This is a genomic window from Neptunomonas sp. XY-337, from assembly GCF_004959845.1.
Taxonomy (GTDB): Bacteria; Pseudomonadota; Gammaproteobacteria; order Pseudomonadales; family Balneatricaceae; genus Neptunomonas; species Neptunomonas marina.
Genome location: NZ_SPLL01000001.1, coordinates 56085 through 77648, shown reverse-complemented (window position 1 = coordinate 77648; position 21564 = coordinate 56085). Strand labels below are relative to the sequence as shown.

The window sequence follows — 21564 nt, the reverse complement described above, 5'->3', positions numbered from 1 at the left end:
AGAGAAGCACTCTGCCCTGTAATGCTTAGATAGAGAAACGCATTAAATGAGGAAGCTTAGAAGAGGCTAGCGGCCGAAATATTGATCGATCAATTGCGGCAGATGATCAAAGACTTGCTGTTCAAGATCGTCTATCGGTGTGTCGAGTGCTGCCAAGTATCGCTGCGCTTGATCCCGTGTTAGAAGGCGTGCACCGATACCATAATCTAACTCGGGAAGGTTCTTATCATCGCGCGGGCTCACATCCCACTTGATAAAGTCAGGAAACCGCGCTGCCAATTTCTGCTGCGCGACACCACTAAAATCAACAACATGGCTAGCTCCCTGTGGCCCTAAACAGCCAGCTTCAATGCGGAAAATAACGGTAATCTTCTTGTTATCTGGGAGCTGTGTCATGGTCAGTCCTTTGTTGGCTGGGTTTGAGTGGCATATTTATCATGCTTATAAGATATAAAAGGCTACGTTTTTTATGTAATTATCTGATAAATATAGTTTTTACTAACCACTTTTCAAGCAAGCCTAAGCGAAATTATTTACCCATTTCGTCTAGTTTACGTCCGATTTTCCATCATCAGCGGGTAACAGTTCAGTTTGCCAATCAACAAATCTTACTTAGCTCTGTGCAGCACTACCGCATCCAACGTTTCTATGGCGAACAAAACCTCTCAATTAGAGCCATGTTTATGTGCAACAGCGCTCTCAAGCGTTTTGTTTAAATCCCCTGCTGGTACAACACCACATCACCACACTGCTGGCAGCGTCTTAGCTGCTAACTTACTGTCTCGCGTTGTTTAAAAAACAATCAATTAAGCCTTAAACGACATCCCTTATAGCATGTCCCTAACGTTGCACTGTAACCACTATCTGCAATGTATACAGCTTGCTACGGCGTTTAGTTTATGTGAAACGCAAAGGCCTTAAAAAGTAAACTATGATATAAGCTATACAAGTATTACTGAGGTCGTTCTCGCTGTAGCCTCTTCATGATGGATTTTGGAGAGTCTTATGCATCGCGTTGTATCGCGTCGCTGGATGGATTTATTCGTCTCGGTTATCGCAGTTTTTTCGGTGGTTGTCTCTACGCTGCTCTCGGCCAACACATCAGGCACCACACAATTTAAAGATCAACGAATTCTGTTGATCTATTCCTACCACCCTACTTTTCCGACCGCGCGGCGTGTGTACGAAGGTGTGCTTGCGGGTTTTCCAAAAGATAACCATCCACGCATCGATATTGAGTTTATGGATAGCAAACGCCATGTAGACGACGAGTACCAGAAGCTTTTTTTGGCCAGCCTAACCTACAAGCTCAGCCAACGAGCACCATATGACCTAGTGATGGCCGTTGATGATAATGCGTTTAATTTGGTGCGCTCGGTAAAGGATGAGCTGTTTGCAGATGTTCCCATCGTGTTTCTAGGGGTCAATAACCGCAAAAGCGCGTTGATGGCGAACAACGAACCCAACGTTACCGGCGTTGTTGAAGCCGCTTCAATCGCAGGCACCATTCACTTGGCCGGCGCCTTACAGCCAGAAATGGAGCATCTACACGTTATTGTCGATGGCACACCAAGTGGCCAAGCCGATCTACAAACACTGTTAGAGCTCGCTTCTCAATTCCCTGATAAAACAATTAACGTACTGTCGCTGGCTGAAATGAGTTGGGCTGAGCTTAGTAATGCGCTGCCCTACATCAACACACAGGATGCGATTCTATTACTATCGGCCTATCGTGATAACACGCAAAAACAGCTCTCGTTTGACGATGCGTTAAAACTAATCCTGGCTAAGGCCCCCGTTCCGATCTTTCACCTGTGGGAGCACGGTCTCGGCGACGGTATCTTAGGCGGGCTCATTATCAGCCACTTTGAGCAGGGTAAAAAAGCCGCTCAAGCTGCGCGTTATATCTTATCTGGCACTTCACCTGCGACGATTCCAGTGGTTACCGAAAGCCCTAACATCACCGTGGTTGATGATCGAGCCATGCAGCGCTTTGGGCTGAATTACGCCGCACTGCCCGAATCAGCGCAGATTCGTTTTAAGCGCTCCTCTCTGTTTGAGCGCTACGCAGTAGAGCTTTCGATTGTCGGCTTAATCTTCTTACTTATGGCGATACTCATCGCTTATCTGATCCGCCAAAATCAGCTACGCGCCAAATTGACGCGTACCTTAGCCGAGCAGGAACATACGCTAAGGTCGATCTTAGATAATCTCGATGCGTGCGTGTACCTAAAAGATATGAATGGCCATTATGTGTTTGCCAACGCAGCGGTGCGGGAGGTTTTTCAAGTCCCACTTGAGCATGTTGTGGGGTGCGATGATTACGCCTTTTTCTCGCCGCTAACCGCCAAAGAGATTACCCAAAACGATAAAACCGTATTGGAGAGTGGCCAAACCCTGCGCGTTGAGGAGGTAAACACCTCCAAAGATGGCGGCTTAACCCGCACCTATCGCACCACAAAGCTCCCTTTGAAAAACGAACAAGGGCATGTTTTTGCACTGTGTGGGATATCAGTCGATGTTACGGAGCAGAAGCAATATGAAGAGCAGCTCAAGTTTATGGCCCATTATGACCAGTTGACTAAGCTGCCAAACCGTCTGCTGTTTTCCGACCGGCTACAACAAGCCATTTTGCAGTGCCATCGCAATAATGAAGTGCTGGCCGTTATCTATATCGACCTTGATGGCTTTAAAGATATTAACGACCGCTACGGCCATGAAACCGGCGATCTACTACTCAAGGAGATCGCTCTAACGGGCCACCACATATTACGAGAGCAAGATACCTTCGCCCGTTTAGGGGGTGATGAGTTTGTTGCTGTTCTAGTGGACATTCAAGAACAAGCACGTGCTATCGAGATTGCCAAACGCCTTATCAAGCTCATGGCAACACCGTTTTACATCAGCGAAAAGCTACTCAAGATCTCAGCAAGTATCGGCATTACCATCTACCCGCAAGAGGAGCCCCTAGACGCAGATCAGCTCCTGCGTCAGGCTGACCAAGCGATGTATGCCGCTAAGACTAAGGGCAAAAATCGTTATCATTGCTTTGACTCCCAGATCGAGAAGCACATTATCCAGCGTGAGCAGCGACTAGACCGCATCCAAAAAGCGATTCGCGCCGGTGAGCTCGTTCTGTACTATCAGCCGAAAGTGAATATGGCGACAGGGGAAGTGATCGGTTTAGAAGCGCTAGTACGTTGGCTGCATCCCGAACATGGTTTACTGCCTCCCGGAGACTTCCTGCCACTCATCGAGGGGCACTCACTGTCTATAGAGCTGGGCGATTGGGTGATCGCGCAAGCATTGGAGCAACTGGATCACTGGTACAAACAGGGGCTGGAGCTGAGTGTTAGCGTTAACGTCAGTAATATGCAGCTTGAGCATGGCCGGTTTGTAGAGAAGCTACGCACTCAACTTGGCTACTATACCAACCTACCCAATAACCTACTGCAGTTAGAGATCCTAGAGACCGGCGCGTTAGAAAATACTAGCTTCGTATCGGCGACGATGAACGAATGTCAGCAAATGGGCTTGGAGTTCGCCTTAGACGATTTTGGTACCGCGTACTCATCGTTAAGCCATCTCAAAAAACTGCCTGCTGCGTACCTTAAAATCGACCGTGGATTCGTCAAAGATATTCTTGTGGATGCTGATGATAGAGCGATTCTTGACGGTGTGATTAGTTTAGCCAATGCCTTCCAAATGAAATTGATTGCCGAGGGCATCGAGAGCGTTGAGCACGGCACGGCTCTGCTAGAGTTGGGCTGCCAGCTTGCTCAAGGTTACGCCATTGCCCGCCCAATGCCTGCGGCCGATATAGCCGAGTGGCTGCGCATGTGGAAACAACCGGCAGCGTGGCGCCAAGCCACCGTGAGCACGGCTAAAGAGGATCATATCGTTTAAGAAACGACCGTTTAAGCCGCACGGGCTTCACGACCATGGTGAAGCCCTCTATAGGACCATACCGCATTGAATCGCGTGAATTACCGGCCCGTGCAAAAAAGCCACCCATCAACAACCTGAGGTTTCAAGTTCCACTGCGTAAGGGGTAGTTGCTGTCGCTTGAAAATAACGGACATAGCAGTTAGTGGATTGCGGCGTTGGTGCGGGAGCATCACCCACAACGCTGCCATGAGTCACATCAATACCAGAACGGCCACTAATGCGGATCAGCTGATATACCCAGTCATGTTCGCTGTTGTTGCTGTTGCGTCCATACGGCTGGATATCCGCGTTGACGGCAGTGCGGATGCTCGAGAAGGCATTGGGGTAGCCGTAAACGGTATCAACGTTACTACCATCAATGATGACGTTAGAAGCGGCAAGGTGTGCTTTTTGCTCAATCACAAGCTGCGCATGCACCAGCGTAGCGGTTGTGCTAAGCGTCCCTGCCATCGCGATTAATACACTCTTGCGTGCATCATCCGTCACATCGATAAAGCGCGGTAATGCCACCGCCGACAACACACCGAGAAGCGCAATAACGACAACCAATTCAATGATGGTAAAACCTGCTTGCGCACGGTAGGTAGAAGATGAAAACTGCACAACGGCACTCCTTTGCGTCGAAAATAGTACAAGCCAAGCTCGTAACGCCAAGTTTAGTCAATAAAACGATTATTTCTAGTGGCTTTATATGAACCAAAACTTAACTATCTAGACACCCTAACTGCGACGCTAGCCACCGTACAGCGCGGCCTGTAGCATCCCGCTTCCATATTGCGTAAAGAGCATGCTGTTGGTTACCAGCCACTGTTGCAAGCTCGACTAATTCGCCCTTAGATAACGCGCCTTCAACTAAACCACAGGGCAAATAACCACACCCCAATCCTGCTATCTGTGCGGCTATTTTTTGCTGCACGGTCGCAACGGATAAAACCGGCTGCTGATCCAGCAAATTGCGGGTCTGAGGTGGTAAGTGTTGCGATGAATCACGCACGACAACAGCACGATGCTGCTTGATATCCTCTTCGCTAAGTGGCTGCGAACACCGCACTAACGGATGAGAGGGCGCGACCATAAATGCCCATTCGATCGTCGCCACTTCTGCAAGCTCGAGCTGCCGATAAGGGAGTGTCGGCGCTGTGGAGCCAAAGGCGATATCCGCACGCCCCTCTGCCACCGCTTCCCATGTCCCCCCTAGCACCTCTTCATACAGATTGATCTCTATGGTTGGGCACTCAAGCATGAGACCCGCCACCAGCGGGAAGAGCTTCTCTACGCCATACACAGAGTCTACCGCGATATTCACACGCGACTCCCAACCGCTATCTACTTGGCGGCTCTGCTCCACCAGCCGGTCTGCGGCTTCTAACAGCTGCCGACCTTGCTCAACCAATAGGCGCCCCGCTGGCGTTAGCACCGAACGGCGCCCTTCCCGCACAAACAAGGTAATACCTAGATCTTCTTCCATCTTTTGCACGCTGTACGTCAGGGCAGATGGCACTTTGTAGAGGGCTGCTGCTGCGGCAGCGAAGCTACCTTTACGCTCGATGGCATCCAGCACTTCAAGCGCTTCCAGTGTGAGTCGTGTTGGCATAGCTAACCTTTCATTCAAATAGTTTGAATATTTTAGTCATTTTATTTCGATTTTTTAAAAAAACTAGCGGCATAGAATAAACAACATCGATAAAGCAGCCGGTTTAATGCGCTTTAACTCTTCAAATTTAGCGAATAAAAGGTGAACAACATGACCACTCTGACAACAACGAAAACACCCTCTTATCACTTTGTAAAACGCATACTCACCAGCGATCAAAGCATCGGAAACTTACTGCTGCGCGTACCTGTGGGTATTGTGTTAGCGGCCCATGGTGCCCAAAAGCTCTTTGGTTGGTTTGGCGGTTATGGGATCGAAGGCACCGGCCAATGGATGGAGTCGGTTGGTTTTGCGCCCGGCGCCTTGATGGCATTTCTTGCTGGTAGTGCCGAGTTCTTCGGCGGGCTAGCGCTCATCCTTGGGCTACTTACCCGCCCAGCCGCAGTTGTTGTCGCGTTTACCATGCTCATGGCCATGACGGTTCACCTAGGTAACGGGTTGTTCATTGCCAATAATGGTTACGAGTTTGCATTAACCCTGCTGGCGGCAAGCATCGCGCTTGCGATCAACGGCGGCGGCAAGTTCGCAGCTGAGCATATCATTGCCAACAAAATACGATAAGCGGAGACGGTATTATGGGATTGTTAATCAACGGCGAATGGCATACAGACTGGTATGACACAGCTACTTCCGGCGGCGAGTTTATCCGCCAAGATGCTCAGTTTCGCAATTGGATAGGGCCAGGTGGCGACTACCCAGCCGAAGCGGACCGTTACCACCTCTATGTCTCTTTAGCGTGCCCGTGGGCACACCGCACGCTGATTATCCGTGCAGCAAAGCAGCTTGAAGCGGTGATTGGTGTCACGGTGGTCAAACCTGAGATGCTCGATAAAGGTTGGGAGTTACCCGCGGACAACGCAGGGCCCTTAGAAGATGCCGCCGTGCTCGCCGACATCTACCGCAAAGCCAAACCAGACTACTCGGGCCGCGTTACAGTGCCAGTGCTTTGGGATAAGAAAACCGCAACCATTGTTAACAACGAGTCTGCCGAGATCATCCGAATGCTGAACAGCGCATTCGATACCTTTACGGAGGTCAAAACAGATTACTATCCCGTTGCACTGCAGGCTGAGATCGATGCGCAAAACACCATCATCTACGATGCCATCAACAACGGCGTTTACAAAGCAGGTTTTGCAACGGATCAGCACGTATACGAAAAGCACGTGACCCGCTTGTTTGAGGTACTAGAAACCTTAGATAAGCAGCTCGGTGAGCAGCGCTACTTAGTGGGTGATCAGATTACCGAAGCCGATTGGCGTTTATTTACCACCCTGATCCGCTTTGATGCGGTGTATGTTGGCCACTTCAAATGCAACCTCAAACGCATTGAGGAGTTCACACACCTGCCCCACTACCTGCGCGACCTTTACCAACAACCCGGCGTTGCTGCAACAGTAGACTTTGAGCATATCAAAACCCATTACTACTACAGCCATGACATGATCAATCCAACCCGCATCGTGCCAACCGGGCCAGAGCTGGATTACAACCGCGCCCATAACCGCGCTCAGCTGTTTGGCGCTTAGGAGATAACCATGAGCACTCCACGTCATATTGATAAAACCTGGCCAGCAAGGGCTGTCACCGATGGCGATGGCGTGCGTATCAATCGCAATGCCAACTCCAAAGATATGCACACCTTCGACCCGTTCTTGCTGCTAGATGAGATGGTCTCTGACGACGCTAACGATTACATCGGCGGCTTCCCTGAGCACCCCCACCGTGGTTTTGAAACCGTCACCTACATGCTCGAGGGCCGTATGCAGCACCGCGACCATATGGGCAATACCGGCGAACTGGTAAGCGGCAGCGTACAGTGGATGACCGCAGGCCGAGGCGTGCTCCATTCAGAGATGCCACTGCAAGAATCGGGACGGTTACATGGATTCCAGCTATGGGTGAACCTGCCCGCAACAGAGAAGCTCTGCGAGCCGGCTTACCGCGAATTTCAACCCGAAGAGATCCCCACCGTTACGACGGCAGGCGTAACCGCTAAAGTGATCGCAGGCCAACTGCAACTGTTAGAAAACGGCCAGCCAAGCATTAGTGCCACAGGCCCAGTGCAAGGTATATCGACAGCACCGGATTTTTTCGATATCCACCTGACAGAAGGCACGGCGGTTACCCTCAGCGTCGCGATGCAGAAAAAACTGCTTATCTACGTGTATGAGGGAGAGGCGCTGGTCGATGGAACAAAGGGCATCATGGCACAGCAGATCGCTACCACAACCGCAGGCGATACGTTAACACTGAGCAGTAACGCGGGCGGCAAGCTTTTACTGCTCGCTGGAGAACCCATTAACGAGCCGATCTCACACTGGGGCCCCTTCGTAATGAATACGCCCCAAGAGATAGATCAAGCGTTGCAAGATATGCGCAACGGCACGCTTGTGCAGTGACAAGCAGCCCGCTAGCACAAACCGGATGAGGCGGCTACTCAACGAAATACTTAGCGAGCCTCATCCGTTTTCATTGCAGTTTCGTAATATGGAAAACATCCAATACTACGAAAGGATCTGGCTATGATTTCCGCCGAAGCGAACGCTGTAAAAACACGTCTTATCGAATGTGGGCTTGAAACACCAACGATTCCGACAGACCTTTCTCAGGACGAGAAATACGCGCACATCAAAGAGCTGATGACGGGTGTTATGAAGACATTAGGCCTCGATCTTTCTGACGACAGCCTTCAGGAAACACCCCACCGCATCGCTAAGATGTACGTTCATGAGCTGTTCGCAGGGCTGGATTACAGTAACTTCCCTGCCATCGCCATGATCGAAAATAAAATGGACGTTGATGAGATGGTCAAGGTGGACAAAATCAGCCTAGTTAGTTCGTGTGAGCACCACTTTGTCACCATCGACGGCACCGCACGCGTCGCTTATATTCCCAATAAGAAAATTATCGGCCTATCGAAAATCAACCGATTGGTTCGCTTCTTTGCCCAGCGCCCTCAGGTGCAAGAGCGGTTAACGAAGCAGGTGCTCATTGCACTGCAAACGCTGCTCGAAACCGATAACGTCGCGGTCTCTATCCGTGCCACCCACTACTGCGTTAAAGCGCGTGGTGTGATGGATGTGAACTCGAAAACAGAAACCACTGCATTGGGCGGCTCGTTCAAAACTAACGAGCGTACACGCGCTGAATTCTTAGGTTAGGGATTAACGATGAAATTACAGCTATCAGATCTTGCGAACCTGCAACCGATTAAACGTGTTGTCATCCATTCGATCGATTGGATGATCTACCAAGTAACGGTCGAGATAGAAGGTAAAGAGCGCCTACTGTACGAAGATGAAAAGCCCCTCAGATTTCACAACATGATACAAATCAAAGAGTTGATGGAAACACTAAAGGTAGAAAGTTACGTATTGCGTCGTGATAACAGCACTTATGACGAGATGGTCGGGCAACAATCTACAGACTTTAAAGACACGTTCGAAACCGCACTACCGTGGAAACAAGTCGTACCTGAAGTTCACTGATAGCGCCTACGGCGCTATCTCTTCCCCATCCCAGGCAAACACTTTGCCACTATCCTCCGCGATTAAATCAGAGATCACATCTAGCAAGTAGTTAGCAGACTGCTGCGGCGAAAATAACTTTTCTGGTTTTACATTGCGTTGAAACGGCGCGGATAGCTGAGTATCAACCGTACCTGGATGCAACCCAACAATAACACAGTTAGGTTGCAACATTTTGCTGCCAATAGCCGCCGTTTTCAAAAACATATTCAGCGCACTTTTGCTGCTGCGGTAACTGTGCCACCCGCCTAAGCGGTTATCAGAAATACTACCAACACGCGCAGAAAGCACTCCAAACACGGAACGCGTGTCGCTGCGCATATGCGGCAAAATCGCCTTCGCTAGCAGCATAGGCGCAATAGCGTTAATCTGGAAAACGCGCTGCAAACTGTCTTGCGAGAGCTGCTTGAGTGCCTTTTCAGGCCGCAAGTTGCCATCATGCAGCAGCCCGCTTGCCACCACGACTAAGTCAATCGGTGTATCGCGTAACGTTTTACCGACCTGCTCGATACTCGCTTCCTTTTCCAAGTCCACAAAGCCATGAATGACTCGCTCACTACAAAGGGCGGCATGAGCATTACCGGTACAACGTGAGAACGCGAATATTTGAGCAACACGAGGTTCATCGAGTAATGCCTCAATAAGCGCATTACCGATTCCTCCCGTGGCACCAACCACCACCACGTTCATCTGCGATGAGAAATTATTAAATCTATTCATGGTGCCTGTTACGTATCTGAAAGAAAGAGAGATCATATTCAGAGTAGCCAACGTAAGAGACAATGCAATGACAGCCGCAACAACTGACACCCACATCACGGTCTTCTTCGATGGAAGCTGTCCTTTATGTAAAAAAGAGATCGACCACTATCAGCGTATTGCAAAGCCCAACACACCCATCACATGGGTGGATATCAGTGCACCTGATACCGAATTCAGCGAACTACCATTTACGTTTGAACAAGCGATGCGCGAGCTGCATATCCTCGACAGCCACGGCAACATCATTAAAGGTGCTTATAGCTTTGTGGAAATCTGGCACCGACTGCCCCGCTATCGCTGGCTAGGCAAGTTGATCAGTACAACGGGGGTTACCCCTATTTTGGAGTATGGCTATCAGAAGTTTGCAGCCTGGCGCGCGCGTCGCCAGTGCAAGGAAGGGGTTTGCCGACGATAACTAGTTAACCCGATAAGGGTTACTCATGGTGATATAGTCGCTAACTAGAAAGGGGTGAACGTTAACAAGTTCGCCAGTAATATCTGACTCCACAACGAAGCTGAGATTACCCGTCTGAGCTTCGGTCTTTGCGACAACTTCATACGGCTTATCCGCCAGCAGCTGCACCACACCATCTTGAACAAAATTAACTTCAATAGAGATTTTGTCGCCTTCTTTGAGAGTCAGCCAGATGAATTCAGAATCCACCAGCAGATTCTCAACTTCAGCGATCACGACTCATTCCCCGCCAGTAAACCATAGCGAATGGCCAACTGAGTAAGTTCGGCATTACGTTTAACACCTAGCTTACGCATGATATTTGAGCGGTGTGCATGAACTGTTTTTGGACTAAGGCACTTCTCGTTTGCGATCTCGGAGACGCTTTTGCCCTCAGCCAAGAGCGTGAAGATCTGCAGCTCGCGACTAGTTAACTGTTTAAGTGGGCTGTCACTACCATCATCATTCAAAACCTGACGGATACTTTCAGAGAAGTATTCCCCACCTTTCGCGACGCTAAGCAGCGCCTGAACTAGCTCGTCGGGCGCACAGTTCTTTGTCAGGTAGCCTTTGACACCCGATTTAACCAGATTCGTGGGGTATGGCGCAGCGCCCCAAACCGTAAGCACAATCACCTTAGCAGTCGCGTCAAAGCTAAGAATACGGCGCACCGCTTCAATGCCACCTTGCGCGCTGGCAGATTCATCGCTTTCAGCACTGACCGGCATATTGAGATCCATAATCACAACATCCGGCGCGCAGCGTTTAAATACATCAAACGCCTCTTGGCTGTTATTCGCTTCAGCGACGACTTCGATCTCGGGGTGACGATCCAACAACTGCTGGAAACCCGCACGCACCACTTCATGATCATCGACAAGCAGAACTTTAATAGAACTCATATTTATCAGTATAACAACTCGAGCTTATATACGCCGGAATTATGAAGGAGCCGACATCAATTATCCACCAATTTCAGCTCGGAATCGGCGCCGGTGTAGACACCATCCGTGTCAATATCGAACGCATAAACAGAGGCCTGACTCAGATCGGAAAAACTTGCGGGATAAGCTACTAGCTCATCGCTATAGCCCACCAGCCGCACACCTTCGCGCTTGCAATGTGAGAGCACTTTCTCGAGCGCTCGAATCACCGCCATTTGGCGATCGTTAAAATCACCTTCCTCTATTTCGTTACGATGCTTGCCCACCACTTGGCGCTTGATGTAGCCATCCTCATCAAGCAGTTGGATAGAAACACCCGTGAGTTGCTCCTTCACCACCAGAATCTTCGCCTTCTGGAATGCAGTTTCTGAGTGCAAACATAGGGCATCGCCAACGGAACATGAGCGCAACGCCTCTAGAATCACTCCGGCACTGGGGTCGGCAGGTAGATCTATCTCCATGGCATCCTCTGGGGGCTAGATAAGAACATGATTTCTAAGCCTTACTTTTTGCCAGAGAAAGGGCTTTTTTGCAATCCGCTAACGCAGCTTGCGCATCCTCATAGCGTGCATCTTGCTGCGCGATCACCAGCTCTAGGCGGTGCTGCTGCTTGATGGCATCCAGCTCAGCACTTTTCAGCGCTGCAACAAGCTCACTATTTTCTTTAGACTTTTTATCAAGAAGATCTTCTAGATATTTGATTTTATTACCTTTAACCTGAATATCCACTTTAAGATCAAACATGGTATCTGTGTCAGATGTGGGCATTTGCTGATTGGCCTGAACCCACTGCTCTTGCTTTAGCTGGCGGCTCAGATCTGCGCACTTAGCATCTGCTTTTACCAGAGCCGTTTCGGTTTGTAGCAATTGGCGCTGATATTGAGCGCCCTCTTCTATCGCTTGATCATACCGCTGCATCAGCTCATGATGCTGGTTTTGCTGCACTGACAGCTGCTGCTTTAGCTGCTTAATCTCGTCGGCGTCCGCTTGGCGCTGGGCCGCAACCACATCACTGGCCTCATTCAATCGCTGTTGATAACGAAACTCAGCATTCGCGAGCGCCTCATCCCAAAGCTTATTTGCTGCACCCAATACCGCATCCGGTAATTCAGGGTGAGAGTTGCGCCGCGTTAGCCGCTCCGATAACGATTGCCACCAGCCATTTAGCGCGCTGTTGATCGTCGTAAGACTGCCACTCCCGAGCTGATCGCGCACATTTTGCTGGGTTGGCCGAATGCCTTGAGCCAACAGCTCATCGGCTACCTGATAGACTTTTTCGCGTGTGGATGATCGATTATTCATACTAATAATATGTAATATGTATTATTTGATACGATTAATTATGTATCGACCGAGCGTTTTATGCAATTTTGTGGTCACAGCAAAAAGCACTGTCTTAATCTGCTGTAATCTACAAAGGAGCACACTATGGCTATACGCATCGCGATTAATGGATACGGCCGCATAGGGCGCAACATTCTAAGAGCGCTATATGAAGGACAGCACCGCCACGATATAGAGGTCATCGCTATTAACGATTTAGGTAACAGCGAGGCCAACGCCCATCTTACCCAATACGATTCTGTGCATGGCCGCTTTCCTCATCAGGTACGCGCCGAAAGCGACCGCATTTTTATTGATACCGATGAGATCCTGACCTTCACCGAAAAAGACCCAGAGCATCTCAATTGGGACGCCCTAGATATCGATATCGTGTTTGAATGCACAGGCCGTTTTACTTCACGGGAGGCTGCGTCTGTTCATCTAGCCCAAGGCGCAAAGCAGGTACTAATATCTGCACCTGCCAAGGGCGTTGATGCAACCATCGTCTACGGGGTAAACCACCATCAGTTGAAAGCGTCCGATCAAATTGTTTCCAACGCTTCGTGCACAACCAACTGCTTAGCGCCACTGGCCAAAGTGTTACACGATACGGTCGGGATAAAATCAGGCATCATGACGACTATCCATGCCTACACCAATGACCAGCACTTAACTGACCTTTATACCGACGACATCTATCGCGCGCGCTCTGCCACCTTATCAATGATCCCCACCCGAACAGGTGCAGCCGAGGCCGTTGGGTTAGTGCTCCCCGAGCTTGATGGCAAGCTCTCAGGGCTAGCAGTACGGGTGCCCACTGCCAACGTATCCTTAGTGGATTTGAGCTTTACACCCGTTACCACGCCAACAGTGGAGGAGATAAACGCAGCGATGCTGGCAGCCAGTGAGACACAGCTTAAAGGCATATTGGAGTGCAACAGCCTGCCGCTTGTCTCTATAGACTTTAATCATCACCCAGCGTCATGCATTTTCGATACGCAGCTGACCCGCGTCGAGGAAGGGCTTGTAAAAGTGTTCGCTTGGTACGATAACGAGTGGGGTTTCTCTAACCGGATGTTAGATACCGCCCTCGCGATGCGCCGTGCTAGCTAACACTAACCAGCACTGCATTCCAGCAGAAACTCACGCGAGAACGCTTCAAACGCCTCTGGCGTGAGCTCTGCCTGCTTACCAAAACGTTTCTCAACCAACTTATCAAAGCAAGCTTGGTAAGGATCATCTGCACCACCCGCCATCACACGGTTAAGATGGACCGCACTCAAGCCCTCTTGATCATCAAGCAAGTTGTAGTACTTAACCACAGTCCCTATGCAGGTGGTGGGTCTATTATCAAGCTTACCCGGCGGTATCAGACTCAGTGCAGCGGTTTCGCTATCATCTGAAATCTCTTGGCTGTAGGAAGCATCACCTGCCAGACGCATGAGCGCATCGGGGTTTACGTTCAGCTCAACCAGCAACTCCTTCTCCGAGATCAGCTTGGCAGATTTGATACCGCCATTACAGCGCTGCCCCGCCTCCTCAATACTGGTGAGATAATCCCGCGTACCCGGTGAAATATCCGAAATACGCCCCACCACAAAGATCTCTGACACTAACGGCTCACTGCCCTGCTTATCATGCACAAGCAGCAGCTCCATCGCATCATCAAGCACGCCCACTGGCTGATAGACAGCAAACCCTTGCGGCTCGCCTGCGTTATTAGCAGGCCGCTTCGCGTAGTAGCCACCGGGCGTGAGCTTCACCGGGATATCCTCTAACGCCGCAGAACACGCATCCATATCAAACGCGCCACCATCGGCCTCATGCTGTTTTAGCGGCTGCAAACAAAGCGGATGAAACACCGGAATATCGTCGGGACCAGCGAAACTGCGTTCTGCCACCACCGATGAGCTAAAGCCCAAAGAAATTCCGCACAGCGAGGCCAGCACTAGGGAGCGTATCTGCATCAAACAACCACTATATTAGGTTTCAGGTTACGCCTGCCAAAGCCATCTTTAAGCTGCGGCAAAGCGTTTGTTATCTCAGGACGATATGGTAACGTCAGCGCACCAATATACAAGGGAATATACCATGGTACAGCGCCGTACAATTCTTATCACTGGCTGCTCTTCAGGTATCGGCTTAGCTGCCGCACAGCAACTTAAATCGCGTGGATACCACGTTTTTGCCACTGCGCGCCAAGAACAAGATGTTGCCCAACTGCAATCACAGGGCTTTCAAGCTCACCTGCTCGATTTAGACGATAGCCAATCGATTGAACGCGCTGTTAACTGGGTACTTGCAGAGACCGGCGGCGAGCTATACGCCCTTTTCAATAACGGTGCTTACGGCCAGCCCGGCGCAGTTGAAGACCTATCCCGTGACGTGTTGCGCCAACAGTTCGAAACCAACCTTTTTGGCTGGCTTGAGCTAACCAATAAACTTTTACCTGTGATGCGCCAGCAAGGCTATGGCCGCATCATCCAGAATAGCTCGGTACTCGGGTTAATTACCCTAAAATATCGCGGTGCATACAACGCAAGTAAATTCGCACTTGAAGGCCTTAGCGATACACTACGCCAAGAGCTGCATGGCTCAGGTGTTTATGTGAGCCTGATTGAACCGGGCCCCATCACCAGTAAGTTTCGTGACAACGCCTTCGCTAAGTTCCGCGCCAATATCGACACCTCAAACAGCGCTCATAAAACCACGTATGAGGCGGTCGAAAGCCGTTTAGCCAAACAAGACAGCGCACAAGAGACGGACTTTCTCACACTAGGCCCAGAAGCGGTGATCGATAAACTGATACACGCCTTAGAAGCCAAACGACCACGCAACCGCTACTACGTTACCCTGCCCACCTACTTGTTTGCTTATCTGCGCCGCTTGCTACCCTCATGTGCGCTGGATTACGTGCTGCGCCGCGTTGCAGACCAAGAAAACCGGAAATCATGATCAACCGATCACAAGGTACAACTATCGAATAAAAGCAGACTTCACCCAAGCAAGACACACCATGGTTGGGGTGTACGGCAAAGTTTGCACTATGATTAGACAAACGGTGTCACGGAGACACTCGCTCAACTAGCATAAGGGTGATATGGATGGTTGAACAATCTTGGCTGGGGCCTGCGCTATTGCGCGCAGTCGTGATTACCTTGGTGGCAGGCACACTGCTTAATCTCATCAACCAAACTGGGGCGCTGATCGGCGAACAGCCTCTGGCATGGGGCACCGCCCTAACCGGTTATGGTATAGTGTTTGCTGCATCGCTGCTAAGTAGCTGGCTAAGCCCACGCCCCTGTGCGGCGGCCACACAGACACATGAAGATCTGCACCGGCCATTACCCGCGATTCCTCATATTGAGGAGCTTGGCGGGCTGTCGCAACAAGTACTAACCAACGCGACCAACGTGAACCGTGCATCGCGTGATAGATTAGCCTTTTTCGAAGACCTTTCCGCCAGCATTCACAGCTCTATGGCCGAACTACAGGCGATCGGGCAGACACTTCAGAACAGTCAAGATGATCTGCAGCAGATCCAAGCCAACTTTGGTCAGCTTTGTAACCAAACGAGCTCACTCAGCCAAGAGATTTGTGATTTCTCCGACACATCCAGTGCTTTAAAGGTTGAGATCACTCAGTTTCTCAACGCATTTGAGGGAATATCGCGCCTCGCTTCGGCCATTTCGAGCACGTCTGATCAGACAAACCTGCTAGCGCTCAACGCAGCAATTGAAGCGGCTCGCGCAGGCGAAGCGGGCCGCGGATTCGCCGTCGTGGCAGACGAGGTAAAAGCATTGGCGCAGAACTCACGCAACAACGCGCAAAGCATCGATCACAGCCTTGAGAGCCTAAAACATCACGAGGAATCGCTTAAAAGCCAACTAGAGCGTATCGATAGTAATGTGCAAAGCGCCATGAACTCCGTATCAGGTGACGCCGAAAGCGGCATGGCCAACCTAACCGGTGATGCACAACAACGGATCGAGGCGCTGTTTGTGAGCATCAAAGAGATCAACGCGCGTACCGCCAACGAGCTGGATAACTTTCAGCGTATTTCGAGTGAGTTCGACAAGGTACTGAGCGATGCAGAGAAAGCGATTCATGGCTCAGCGGCCAATATGCAGATCGGCTCATCCATGGTTGATCTCAGCAAACAAGCCGCACACCAACTGGCCGTTGCACACTAACCGGCAAACGGCAGCCAATCAGAGGCTGCCATACGCTTGCTAGCTGTTCAGTGCCTGATAGATCACAGCAAGCAACGCGAGTACTTGGTTAAGCCAAGAAGATTCTGCAGGCTGCTCTGCCACGTTGCTACCTGTTGAATGCGCGCCGCTGATATAAGGGTTCTCATTACCCTGCAAGCGGGCGATCTCTTGGTTGCGCTGGCGCTCCCAACGATCTACTGGATCTTGTTTATCCCAAGCTTCAAACAACTGGGTTTGCTGCTTGCTCAAGCGCACGCCGTACTGATCACGCATGTAGAAATAGCTACGGGCAATATCGCCACGGCGGTGCTCAGGCGGCTCGACCTTACGGGACTTAAAATGCACCTCCATATCGCAGGCACCGTAGCTACGCGGCTCACCTGAGAGCATCGCAAAACTATAATTTGAGCGATCGCCGTTTACCTCACCAATGGCGGGCACCAGATTATGCATGTCGGCTTCCATGGTACGAAAGCGTTCATCTTTACGGCAGTTCTTGCGTCCACCCTCTTGCCAGCATTGCAATTGATGACCAAAAGCCCACGCGGGCATAACATGCTCCCACTCGATACGGCTTGCACGATTGGCATTTTTGCGGGGTACATAGCCGCAAGACTCATGCAAGGGCACTAATTTTTTGCCCTCTTTTACGAATTCACATCCGCAGTAGAAGCTGGTGGCTTGATCTGCATAGATCTCACTCAGCGTACGTTTGGATTGGCTAAAAGAGGCACCAGCAAAACTGGGAGCAGCGAGTGCCAGCGATGCTGACACGCAGAAAACAGAAGATATAAAACGATGACGCACAGAAAATCTCTTACAACACGAGATGCGCAATCATCCTTTACTGACACATCAAATCTATTAATTTCAATAAATTATAATGATTTATTAAAGCTCGATCAAAGTTTATATGTGAATCAAATTACCTACAGTTCCGAAAATGGCTAGTGCTTTTCGGGCAGCCGCTTTAACCTGATAACTCAAGTTTGGAGCACACTATGGATCAGGAAATTTTTAGACAGGCTAGGCTCTCAAGAGATGCTCGTTTTGATGGCCAATTTTTTATCGCAGTGAAGACAACCGGTATCTATTGCCGCCCCATCTGCCCTGTACAGCTGCCCCGCGAAGAGAACGTACGCTATTACACAGCCGCCATTGCAGCAGCTGAGGATGGCTACCGGCCCTGCCTACGTTGTCGCCCCGATGCTGCGCCGGGATCCAACCCGTGGCGTGGCGTGAATACAACGCTGGATCGTGCATTAAACCTCATCAATGCGGGTGAACTTTCCGATACCAGCATGCCTGAGCTGGCAAGCCGCTTAGGCATTACAGACCGCTACCTACGGCAGCTGTTTCAGCAGCATCTTGGCGTTGCTCCAAAGCGTTATGCCCAGTACCAGCAGTGCTTGATGGCCAAACAGCTACTGCACACCACCACGCTACCGATTACAGATATCGCCTTGGCAAGTGGCTTTCAGAGTGTGCGCCGCTTCAACGACTGCTTCCGTAGCTTTATGAAACTGTCTCCTAGCGAAATGCGCCGCGAAAAGAACAGCAGCGAAGGCAGCGCCATAGCCCTCCATATGAGCTATCGCCCGCCCTTCAACTGGGCACATCTGCAAGGTTTCTTAGCACGGCGTGCCATCGCACAACTGGAGGTCGTAGAAGCCAATAGCTATGCACGCAGCTTCGAGTGGGCAGGTGCGAAAGGTGTATTTCGCTTAAGTGCTGAACCTAAAAAGCATCGCTTCAAACTTGAGCTTGCATTAGATGATTTAAGCAAGCTGCGCAGCGTTTGCAGCAATATCCGTAGGCTGTTTGATCTAGACGCAGACAGCCACACCATTGATGCACACCTCACGCAGCACTTTAGCGCTCTTATGCCCATCGCAGCTGGAATACGTTTGCCCGGCACATGGAGCCTATTTGAAGCAGGCGTGCGGGCGATATTAGGCCAGCAGGTCTCGGTGGTTGCCGCTAAAAAGCTTGTTGAGCAGCTCGTGGCGGAACTTGGCGAGCCACTGAACAGCGCGGCGCTGAACCAGTTAGAGCCATTAAAGCTATTCCCCACCCCCACCGCACTAGCCAATAGCGACCTTGCATTTTTAAAGATGCCGAATGCGAGACGGGAAACCCTACGGGCTTTTGCCCAAGCATTCGCGACAGATGCTTCAACAATGCAGTCACCGGATCATTGGCAGAGCATTAAAGGGATTGGCCCCTGGACGATAGATTATGCGAAGATGCGCGGACTCAGCGATCCAGATATCTATCTTGGCGGCGATCTTGGGGTAAAGAATCGCATTAAAGCGCTAGATAGAGAGATCTCGCCAGATAGCGCGGCGCCTTGGCGCAGCTACTTAACTCAACACCTTTGGCATCAACCTCCAGACACGGAACAGGAGTAACTTATGGCGTACCTTACTCGCTACTTAGACTCACCGATTGGCACGCTAGTACTACGCGCAGACGATAGCGCATTGCGCGAAATTCTGTTTGTCGAAGCACCAGAAGCGGTTGCTGACGCTTCGCCTATTCTGGACGCGGCATGTGCACAATTAACAGCATACTTTGCGGGTGAACTGATGCAGTTTGACCTGCCGCTTGGAGGCGAAGGTACCGAGTTTCAGCGGTCAGTGTGGGGAGCACTCACCACGATACCCTACGGCGAGACCTGCAGCTACGCGGATATCGCGCACCAAATCGACAACCCGAAGAGCGTACGTGCGGTGGGCATGGCAAATGGTAAAAACCCACTCAGCATTGTGGTGCCATGCCACCGAGTGATCGGCAGCAGCGGCAAGCTCACTGGCTATGCTGGCGGGTTATCAAGAAAGGAGTGGCTGCTCGCGCATGAAGCCGCTCACTCCGATTACACACTGGTTTAGTCTTCTGTATCTAAACCAAGGAAGCCGCCAGTCTGGTGGGCCCAAAGCTTGGCGTAGATGCCACCTTTGGCCACCAGCTCTTGGTGGGAACCCTGCTCGACAATCTCGCCGCCATCCATCACGATCAGGCGATCCATCGCCGCAATAGTCGAGAGCCGGTGCGCAATCGCGATAACCGTTTTGCCCTCCATCAACTGATACAAGCTCTCTTGAATCGCTGCTTCGACTTCAGAATCCAGCGCCGATGTGGCCTCATCCAAAATCAAAATGGGCGCATCTTTTAACAGCACACGCGCAATGGCAATACGCTGACGCTGCCCGCCAGAGAGTTTTACACCTCGCTCACCCACTTGCGCTTCAAAGCCGGTATTGCCGTTGGGGTCGGTGAGATCATTGATAAAGTCTAGCGCTTGCGCCCGCGTGACTGCGCTTAATAGCTCAGCTTCGCTGGCATCAGGACGACCATAGAGGATGTTTTCACGCACCGAGCGGTGCAGCAGCGAGGTATCTTGTGTCACCATACCAATCTGCTTACGCAAGCTCTCTTGGGATACGGTGCTGATATCCTGCCCATCGATCAAAATACGGCCCGACTCAACATCGTAAAAGCGCAGCAGCAGGTTCACGAGGGTCGATTTACCTGCCCCTGAGCGGCCTACTACACCGATCTTCTCACCGGGTTTAATGGCAAGATCAAGCCCTTCCATAACGCCCGAGCCTTTACCGTAGTGGAATGTCACGCTGCGGAAGTCAACTTCACCTTGTGGCACTTCAAGCGCACGGGCATCGGGTTGGTCAACCACTGATTGCGGTTTCGATAGTGTCGAGACACCATCCACAATCGTGCCGATATGCTCAAACAGCGAACCGATCTCCCACATAATCCACTGCGCCATGCCGTTTACCCGCAAGGCCAAACTGACCGCTACGGCGATAACACCCACACTGATGGCGTTTTCTGTCCATAACCAAAGGGACAGTGCTGCCACAGAGAACGCCAATGCATAGTTGATAAACTGGACCGAGAAGTTTAAACCGGTTACTAAGCGCATTTGGCGATAAACGGTATCTAAAAAGCCGGTCATGCTCTCTTCGGCATAGTCAGCCTCGCGTTCAGTGTGCGCAAACAGCTTAACGGTTTGGATATTGGTATAGCTGTCTACAATCCGCCCCGTCATCACACTGCGAGCATCTGCCTGCTCGGTACTGATACGCTTTAGTTTGGGAATAAAATAAAGCTGGATGCCGATATAAGCGCCAAACCATACCAGCATCGGAATCATCAAACGCCAGTCAGCCTGTGCCACTACAAAGATTATCGCCAAGAAATAGACCGTAACAAACACCAATACATCAAGCAGCTTCATCACCGCTTCACGAATGGAGAGGGAGGTCTGCATCATTTTGGTGGCAATACGCCCAGCAAAATCATCGCTGTAGAACGACACGCTCTGTTTGAGCAGGTACTTATGGCTAAGCCAGCGGATCGCCATGGGGTAGTTGCCAAGCAACGTTTGATGGACGATCAAGCCGTGCAACAAGACAAGACCCGGTAGCAATACCAACACCACCAGCGACATCGCCAGCAATGTGGGCCATTCATCAGAAAACAGGGTTTCAGGTGATTGATTGACCAACCAATCCACCAAATCACCCAGAAAGCCGAACAGAGTAACCTCGGCTATTGCGATCGCGGCAGAGAGCAGCGACATGATAATCAAGTAACGCTCACAGCCTTGCGTGTAGTGGCGGCAAAAAGCGATGAGGCCTTTGGGGGGCTGCTCTGCCTCCCGGTCGGGAAACGGAGCAACCAAGCGTTCAAAAAACGCGAACATCTACATTCC

General features: G+C 50.7%; 23 protein-coding genes. 12 read left to right on the top strand and 11 right to left on the bottom strand.

All coding sequences use genetic code 11. The features are described from left to right. Positions 1 to 66 precede the first annotated feature (66 nt). Positions 67 to 396, bottom strand: a complete 330-nt coding sequence (locus E4L36_RS00440; RefSeq protein WP_136678515.1) for a hypothetical protein — start codon at positions 394 to 396, stop codon at positions 67 to 69. 609 nt (positions 397 to 1005) lie between these two features. Between E4L36_RS00440 and E4L36_RS00435 the strand changes: the two genes are divergently transcribed. Further along, positions 1006 to 3906, top strand: a complete 2901-nt coding sequence (locus tag E4L36_RS00435; RefSeq protein ID WP_136678514.1) for an ABC transporter substrate binding protein — start codon at positions 1006 to 1008, stop codon at positions 3904 to 3906. Between the two features lie 108 nt (positions 3907 to 4014). Here the strand turns inward: E4L36_RS00435 and E4L36_RS18035 are convergent, their stop codons facing one another. Together E4L36_RS18035 and E4L36_RS00425 are read right to left on the bottom strand one after the other, a co-directional pair. Further along, entirely contained in the window at positions 4015 to 4551 is a 537-nt protein-coding gene (locus E4L36_RS18035) for a type II secretion system protein (RefSeq protein ID WP_169051432.1), read from the bottom strand. A gap of 100 nt (positions 4552 to 4651) precedes the next feature. Further along, positions 4652 to 5542, bottom strand: coding sequence for a LysR substrate-binding domain-containing protein (locus tag E4L36_RS00425; protein ID WP_136678512.1), 891 nt, complete (start codon positions 5540 to 5542; stop codon positions 4652 to 4654). Positions 5543 to 5692: 150 nt separating this feature from the next. Here E4L36_RS00425 and E4L36_RS00420 point away from each other — a divergent pair, with 150 nt between their 5' ends. The 5 genes from E4L36_RS00420 (at position 5693) to E4L36_RS00400 (ending at position 9093) form a co-directional block, all read left to right on the top strand. Beyond that, the gene (locus tag E4L36_RS00420) at positions 5693 to 6163 is read left to right on the top strand and encodes a DoxX family protein (RefSeq protein ID WP_136678511.1); all 471 of its coding nucleotides are present in this window, start codon (positions 5693 to 5695) and stop codon (positions 6161 to 6163) included. A 14-nt stretch (positions 6164 to 6177) separates the two neighbouring features. Continuing rightward, positions 6178 to 7131 carry a glutathione S-transferase family protein gene (locus tag E4L36_RS00415; RefSeq protein WP_136678510.1) on the top strand — a complete coding sequence of 318 codons (954 nt, stop codon included), beginning with the start codon at positions 6178 to 6180 and terminating at the stop codon, positions 7129 to 7131. A 9-nt stretch (positions 7132 to 7140) separates the two neighbouring features. Then, positions 7141 to 8004 (top strand): pirin family protein, encoded by an 864-nt coding sequence (locus tag E4L36_RS00410; protein WP_136678509.1) that lies wholly within the window; start codon positions 7141 to 7143, stop codon positions 8002 to 8004. Between the two features lie 123 nt (positions 8005 to 8127). Then, a complete protein-coding gene (folE, locus tag E4L36_RS00405; protein WP_136678508.1) occupies positions 8128 to 8766 on the top strand; it encodes a GTP cyclohydrolase I FolE in 639 nt (212 codons plus the stop codon). A gap of 9 nt (positions 8767 to 8775) precedes the next feature. Then, the gene (locus tag E4L36_RS00400) at positions 8776 to 9093 is read left to right on the top strand and encodes a DUF6482 family protein (protein ID WP_136678507.1); all 318 of its coding nucleotides are present in this window, start codon (positions 8776 to 8778) and stop codon (positions 9091 to 9093) included. Between the two features lie 6 nt (positions 9094 to 9099). Here the strand turns inward: E4L36_RS00400 and E4L36_RS00395 are convergent, their stop codons facing one another. After that, the gene (locus E4L36_RS00395; protein WP_240770650.1) at positions 9100 to 9852 is read right to left on the bottom strand and encodes an SDR family NAD(P)-dependent oxidoreductase; all 753 of its coding nucleotides are present in this window, start codon (positions 9850 to 9852) and stop codon (positions 9100 to 9102) included. Between the two features lie 67 nt (positions 9853 to 9919). Between E4L36_RS00395 and E4L36_RS00390 the strand changes: the two genes are divergently transcribed. After that, entirely contained in the window at positions 9920 to 10309 is a 390-nt protein-coding gene (locus E4L36_RS00390; protein ID WP_169051431.1) for a DUF393 domain-containing protein, read from the top strand. Here E4L36_RS00390 and E4L36_RS00385 read toward each other — a convergent pair whose 3' ends face one another. Genes E4L36_RS00385 through E4L36_RS00370 form a run of 4 tightly spaced genes read right to left on the bottom strand, consistent with a single transcriptional unit; the run spans position 10310 to position 12594 of the window. Continuing rightward, the gene (locus E4L36_RS00385) at positions 10310 to 10585 is read right to left on the bottom strand and encodes a hypothetical protein (RefSeq protein WP_127693722.1); all 276 of its coding nucleotides are present in this window, start codon (positions 10583 to 10585) and stop codon (positions 10310 to 10312) included. Next, complete coding sequence (locus E4L36_RS00380; protein WP_127693723.1) at positions 10582 to 11250, bottom strand: response regulator transcription factor; 669 nt, start codon at positions 11248 to 11250, stop codon at positions 10582 to 10584. Before E4L36_RS00380 ends, E4L36_RS00385 begins: the two co-directional genes overlap by 4 nt. Before the next feature lie 56 nt (positions 11251 to 11306). Beyond that, a complete protein-coding gene (locus E4L36_RS00375) occupies positions 11307 to 11753 on the bottom strand; it encodes a response regulator (protein WP_240656943.1) in 447 nt (148 codons plus the stop codon). A 34-nt stretch (positions 11754 to 11787) separates the two neighbouring features. Beyond that, positions 11788 to 12594: a DNA-binding protein gene (locus E4L36_RS00370; protein ID WP_136678505.1), complete on the bottom strand. Its 807-nt coding sequence runs from the start codon at positions 12592 to 12594 to the stop codon at positions 11788 to 11790. 126 nt (positions 12595 to 12720) lie between these two features. Between E4L36_RS00370 and gap the strand changes: the two genes are divergently transcribed. Continuing rightward, the gene (gap, locus tag E4L36_RS00365; RefSeq protein WP_136678504.1) at positions 12721 to 13728 is read left to right on the top strand and encodes a type I glyceraldehyde-3-phosphate dehydrogenase; all 1008 of its coding nucleotides are present in this window, start codon (positions 12721 to 12723) and stop codon (positions 13726 to 13728) included. Between the two features lie 2 nt (positions 13729 to 13730). Here gap and E4L36_RS00360 read toward each other — a convergent pair whose 3' ends face one another. Beyond that, positions 13731 to 14582, bottom strand: a complete 852-nt coding sequence (locus tag E4L36_RS00360; protein ID WP_136678503.1) for a hypothetical protein — start codon at positions 14580 to 14582, stop codon at positions 13731 to 13733. Between the two features lie 124 nt (positions 14583 to 14706). Between E4L36_RS00360 and E4L36_RS00355 the strand changes: the two genes are divergently transcribed. Continuing rightward, positions 14707 to 15570: an SDR family oxidoreductase gene (locus E4L36_RS00355; protein WP_136678502.1), complete on the top strand. Its 864-nt coding sequence runs from the start codon at positions 14707 to 14709 to the stop codon at positions 15568 to 15570. Between the two features lie 149 nt (positions 15571 to 15719). Then, positions 15720 to 16808 carry a methyl-accepting chemotaxis protein gene (locus E4L36_RS18030; RefSeq protein ID WP_136678501.1) on the top strand — a complete coding sequence of 363 codons (1089 nt, stop codon included), beginning with the start codon at positions 15720 to 15722 and terminating at the stop codon, positions 16806 to 16808. A 39-nt stretch (positions 16809 to 16847) separates the two neighbouring features. On the opposite strand, the gene E4L36_RS00345 is transcribed toward E4L36_RS18030, so the two are convergent. Continuing rightward, complete coding sequence (locus E4L36_RS00345; RefSeq protein WP_136678500.1) at positions 16848 to 17636, bottom strand: endonuclease; 789 nt, start codon at positions 17634 to 17636, stop codon at positions 16848 to 16850. 194 nt (positions 17637 to 17830) lie between these two features. Between E4L36_RS00345 and E4L36_RS00340 the strand changes: the two genes are divergently transcribed. Beyond that, positions 17831 to 19240 carry an AlkA N-terminal domain-containing protein gene (locus tag E4L36_RS00340; protein WP_136678499.1) on the top strand — a complete coding sequence of 470 codons (1410 nt, stop codon included), beginning with the start codon at positions 17831 to 17833 and terminating at the stop codon, positions 19238 to 19240. Positions 19241 to 19243: 3 nt separating this feature from the next. Continuing rightward, positions 19244 to 19720 (top strand): methylated-DNA--[protein]-cysteine S-methyltransferase, encoded by a 477-nt coding sequence (locus E4L36_RS00335; RefSeq protein ID WP_136678498.1) that lies wholly within the window; start codon positions 19244 to 19246, stop codon positions 19718 to 19720. Here the strand turns inward: E4L36_RS00335 and E4L36_RS00330 are convergent. Continuing rightward, positions 19717 to 21555 carry an ABC transporter ATP-binding protein gene (locus tag E4L36_RS00330; protein ID WP_136678497.1) on the bottom strand — a complete coding sequence of 613 codons (1839 nt, stop codon included), beginning with the start codon at positions 21553 to 21555 and terminating at the stop codon, positions 19717 to 19719. The genes E4L36_RS00335 and E4L36_RS00330 overlap by 4 nt on opposite strands. Positions 21556 to 21564 lie beyond the last annotated feature (9 nt).

What these genes read in the sequence shown, in the direction of transcription:
- E4L36_RS00440 (WP_136678515.1), bottom strand. Translation starts at nt 396, where the DNA reads ATGACACAGCTCCCAGATAACAAGAAGATTACCGTTATTTTCCGCATT.
- E4L36_RS00435 (WP_136678514.1), top strand. Translation starts at nt 1,006, where the DNA reads ATGCATCGCGTTGTATCGCGTCGCTGGATGGATTTATTCGTCTCGGTT.
- E4L36_RS00425 (WP_136678512.1), bottom strand. Translation starts at nt 5,542, where the DNA reads ATGCCAACACGACTCACACTGGAAGCGCTTGAAGTGCTGGATGCCATC.
- E4L36_RS00420 (WP_136678511.1), top strand. Translation starts at nt 5,693, where the DNA reads ATGACCACTCTGACAACAACGAAAACACCCTCTTATCACTTTGTAAAA.
- E4L36_RS00415 (WP_136678510.1), top strand. Translation starts at nt 6,178, where the DNA reads ATGGGATTGTTAATCAACGGCGAATGGCATACAGACTGGTATGACACA.
- E4L36_RS00410 (WP_136678509.1), top strand. Translation starts at nt 7,141, where the DNA reads ATGAGCACTCCACGTCATATTGATAAAACCTGGCCAGCAAGGGCTGTC.
- folE (WP_136678508.1), top strand. Translation starts at nt 8,128, where the DNA reads ATGATTTCCGCCGAAGCGAACGCTGTAAAAACACGTCTTATCGAATGT.
- E4L36_RS00400 (WP_136678507.1), top strand. Translation starts at nt 8,776, where the DNA reads ATGAAATTACAGCTATCAGATCTTGCGAACCTGCAACCGATTAAACGT.
- E4L36_RS00395 (WP_240770650.1), bottom strand. Translation starts at nt 9,852, where the DNA reads ATGAATAGATTTAATAATTTCTCATCGCAGATGAACGTGGTGGTGGTT.
- E4L36_RS00390 (WP_169051431.1), top strand. Translation starts at nt 9,920, where the DNA reads ATGACAGCCGCAACAACTGACACCCACATCACGGTCTTCTTCGATGGA.
- E4L36_RS00380 (WP_127693723.1), bottom strand. Translation starts at nt 11,250, where the DNA reads ATGAGTTCTATTAAAGTTCTGCTTGTCGATGATCATGAAGTGGTGCGT.
- E4L36_RS00375 (WP_240656943.1), bottom strand. Translation starts at nt 11,753, where the DNA reads ATGGAGATAGATCTACCTGCCGACCCCAGTGCCGGAGTGATTCTAGAG.
- E4L36_RS00370 (WP_136678505.1), bottom strand. Translation starts at nt 12,594, where the DNA reads ATGAATAATCGATCATCCACACGCGAAAAAGTCTATCAGGTAGCCGAT.
- gap (WP_136678504.1), top strand. Translation starts at nt 12,721, where the DNA reads ATGGCTATACGCATCGCGATTAATGGATACGGCCGCATAGGGCGCAAC.
- E4L36_RS00360 (WP_136678503.1), bottom strand. Translation starts at nt 14,582, where the DNA reads ATGCAGATACGCTCCCTAGTGCTGGCCTCGCTGTGCGGAATTTCTTTG.
- E4L36_RS00355 (WP_136678502.1), top strand. Translation starts at nt 14,707, where the DNA reads ATGGTACAGCGCCGTACAATTCTTATCACTGGCTGCTCTTCAGGTATC.
- E4L36_RS18030 (WP_136678501.1), top strand. Translation starts at nt 15,720, where the DNA reads ATGGTTGAACAATCTTGGCTGGGGCCTGCGCTATTGCGCGCAGTCGTG.
- E4L36_RS00340 (WP_136678499.1), top strand. Translation starts at nt 17,831, where the DNA reads ATGGATCAGGAAATTTTTAGACAGGCTAGGCTCTCAAGAGATGCTCGT.
- E4L36_RS00335 (WP_136678498.1), top strand. Translation starts at nt 19,244, where the DNA reads ATGGCGTACCTTACTCGCTACTTAGACTCACCGATTGGCACGCTAGTA.
- E4L36_RS00330 (WP_136678497.1), bottom strand. Translation starts at nt 21,555, where the DNA reads ATGTTCGCGTTTTTTGAACGCTTGGTTGCTCCGTTTCCCGACCGGGAG.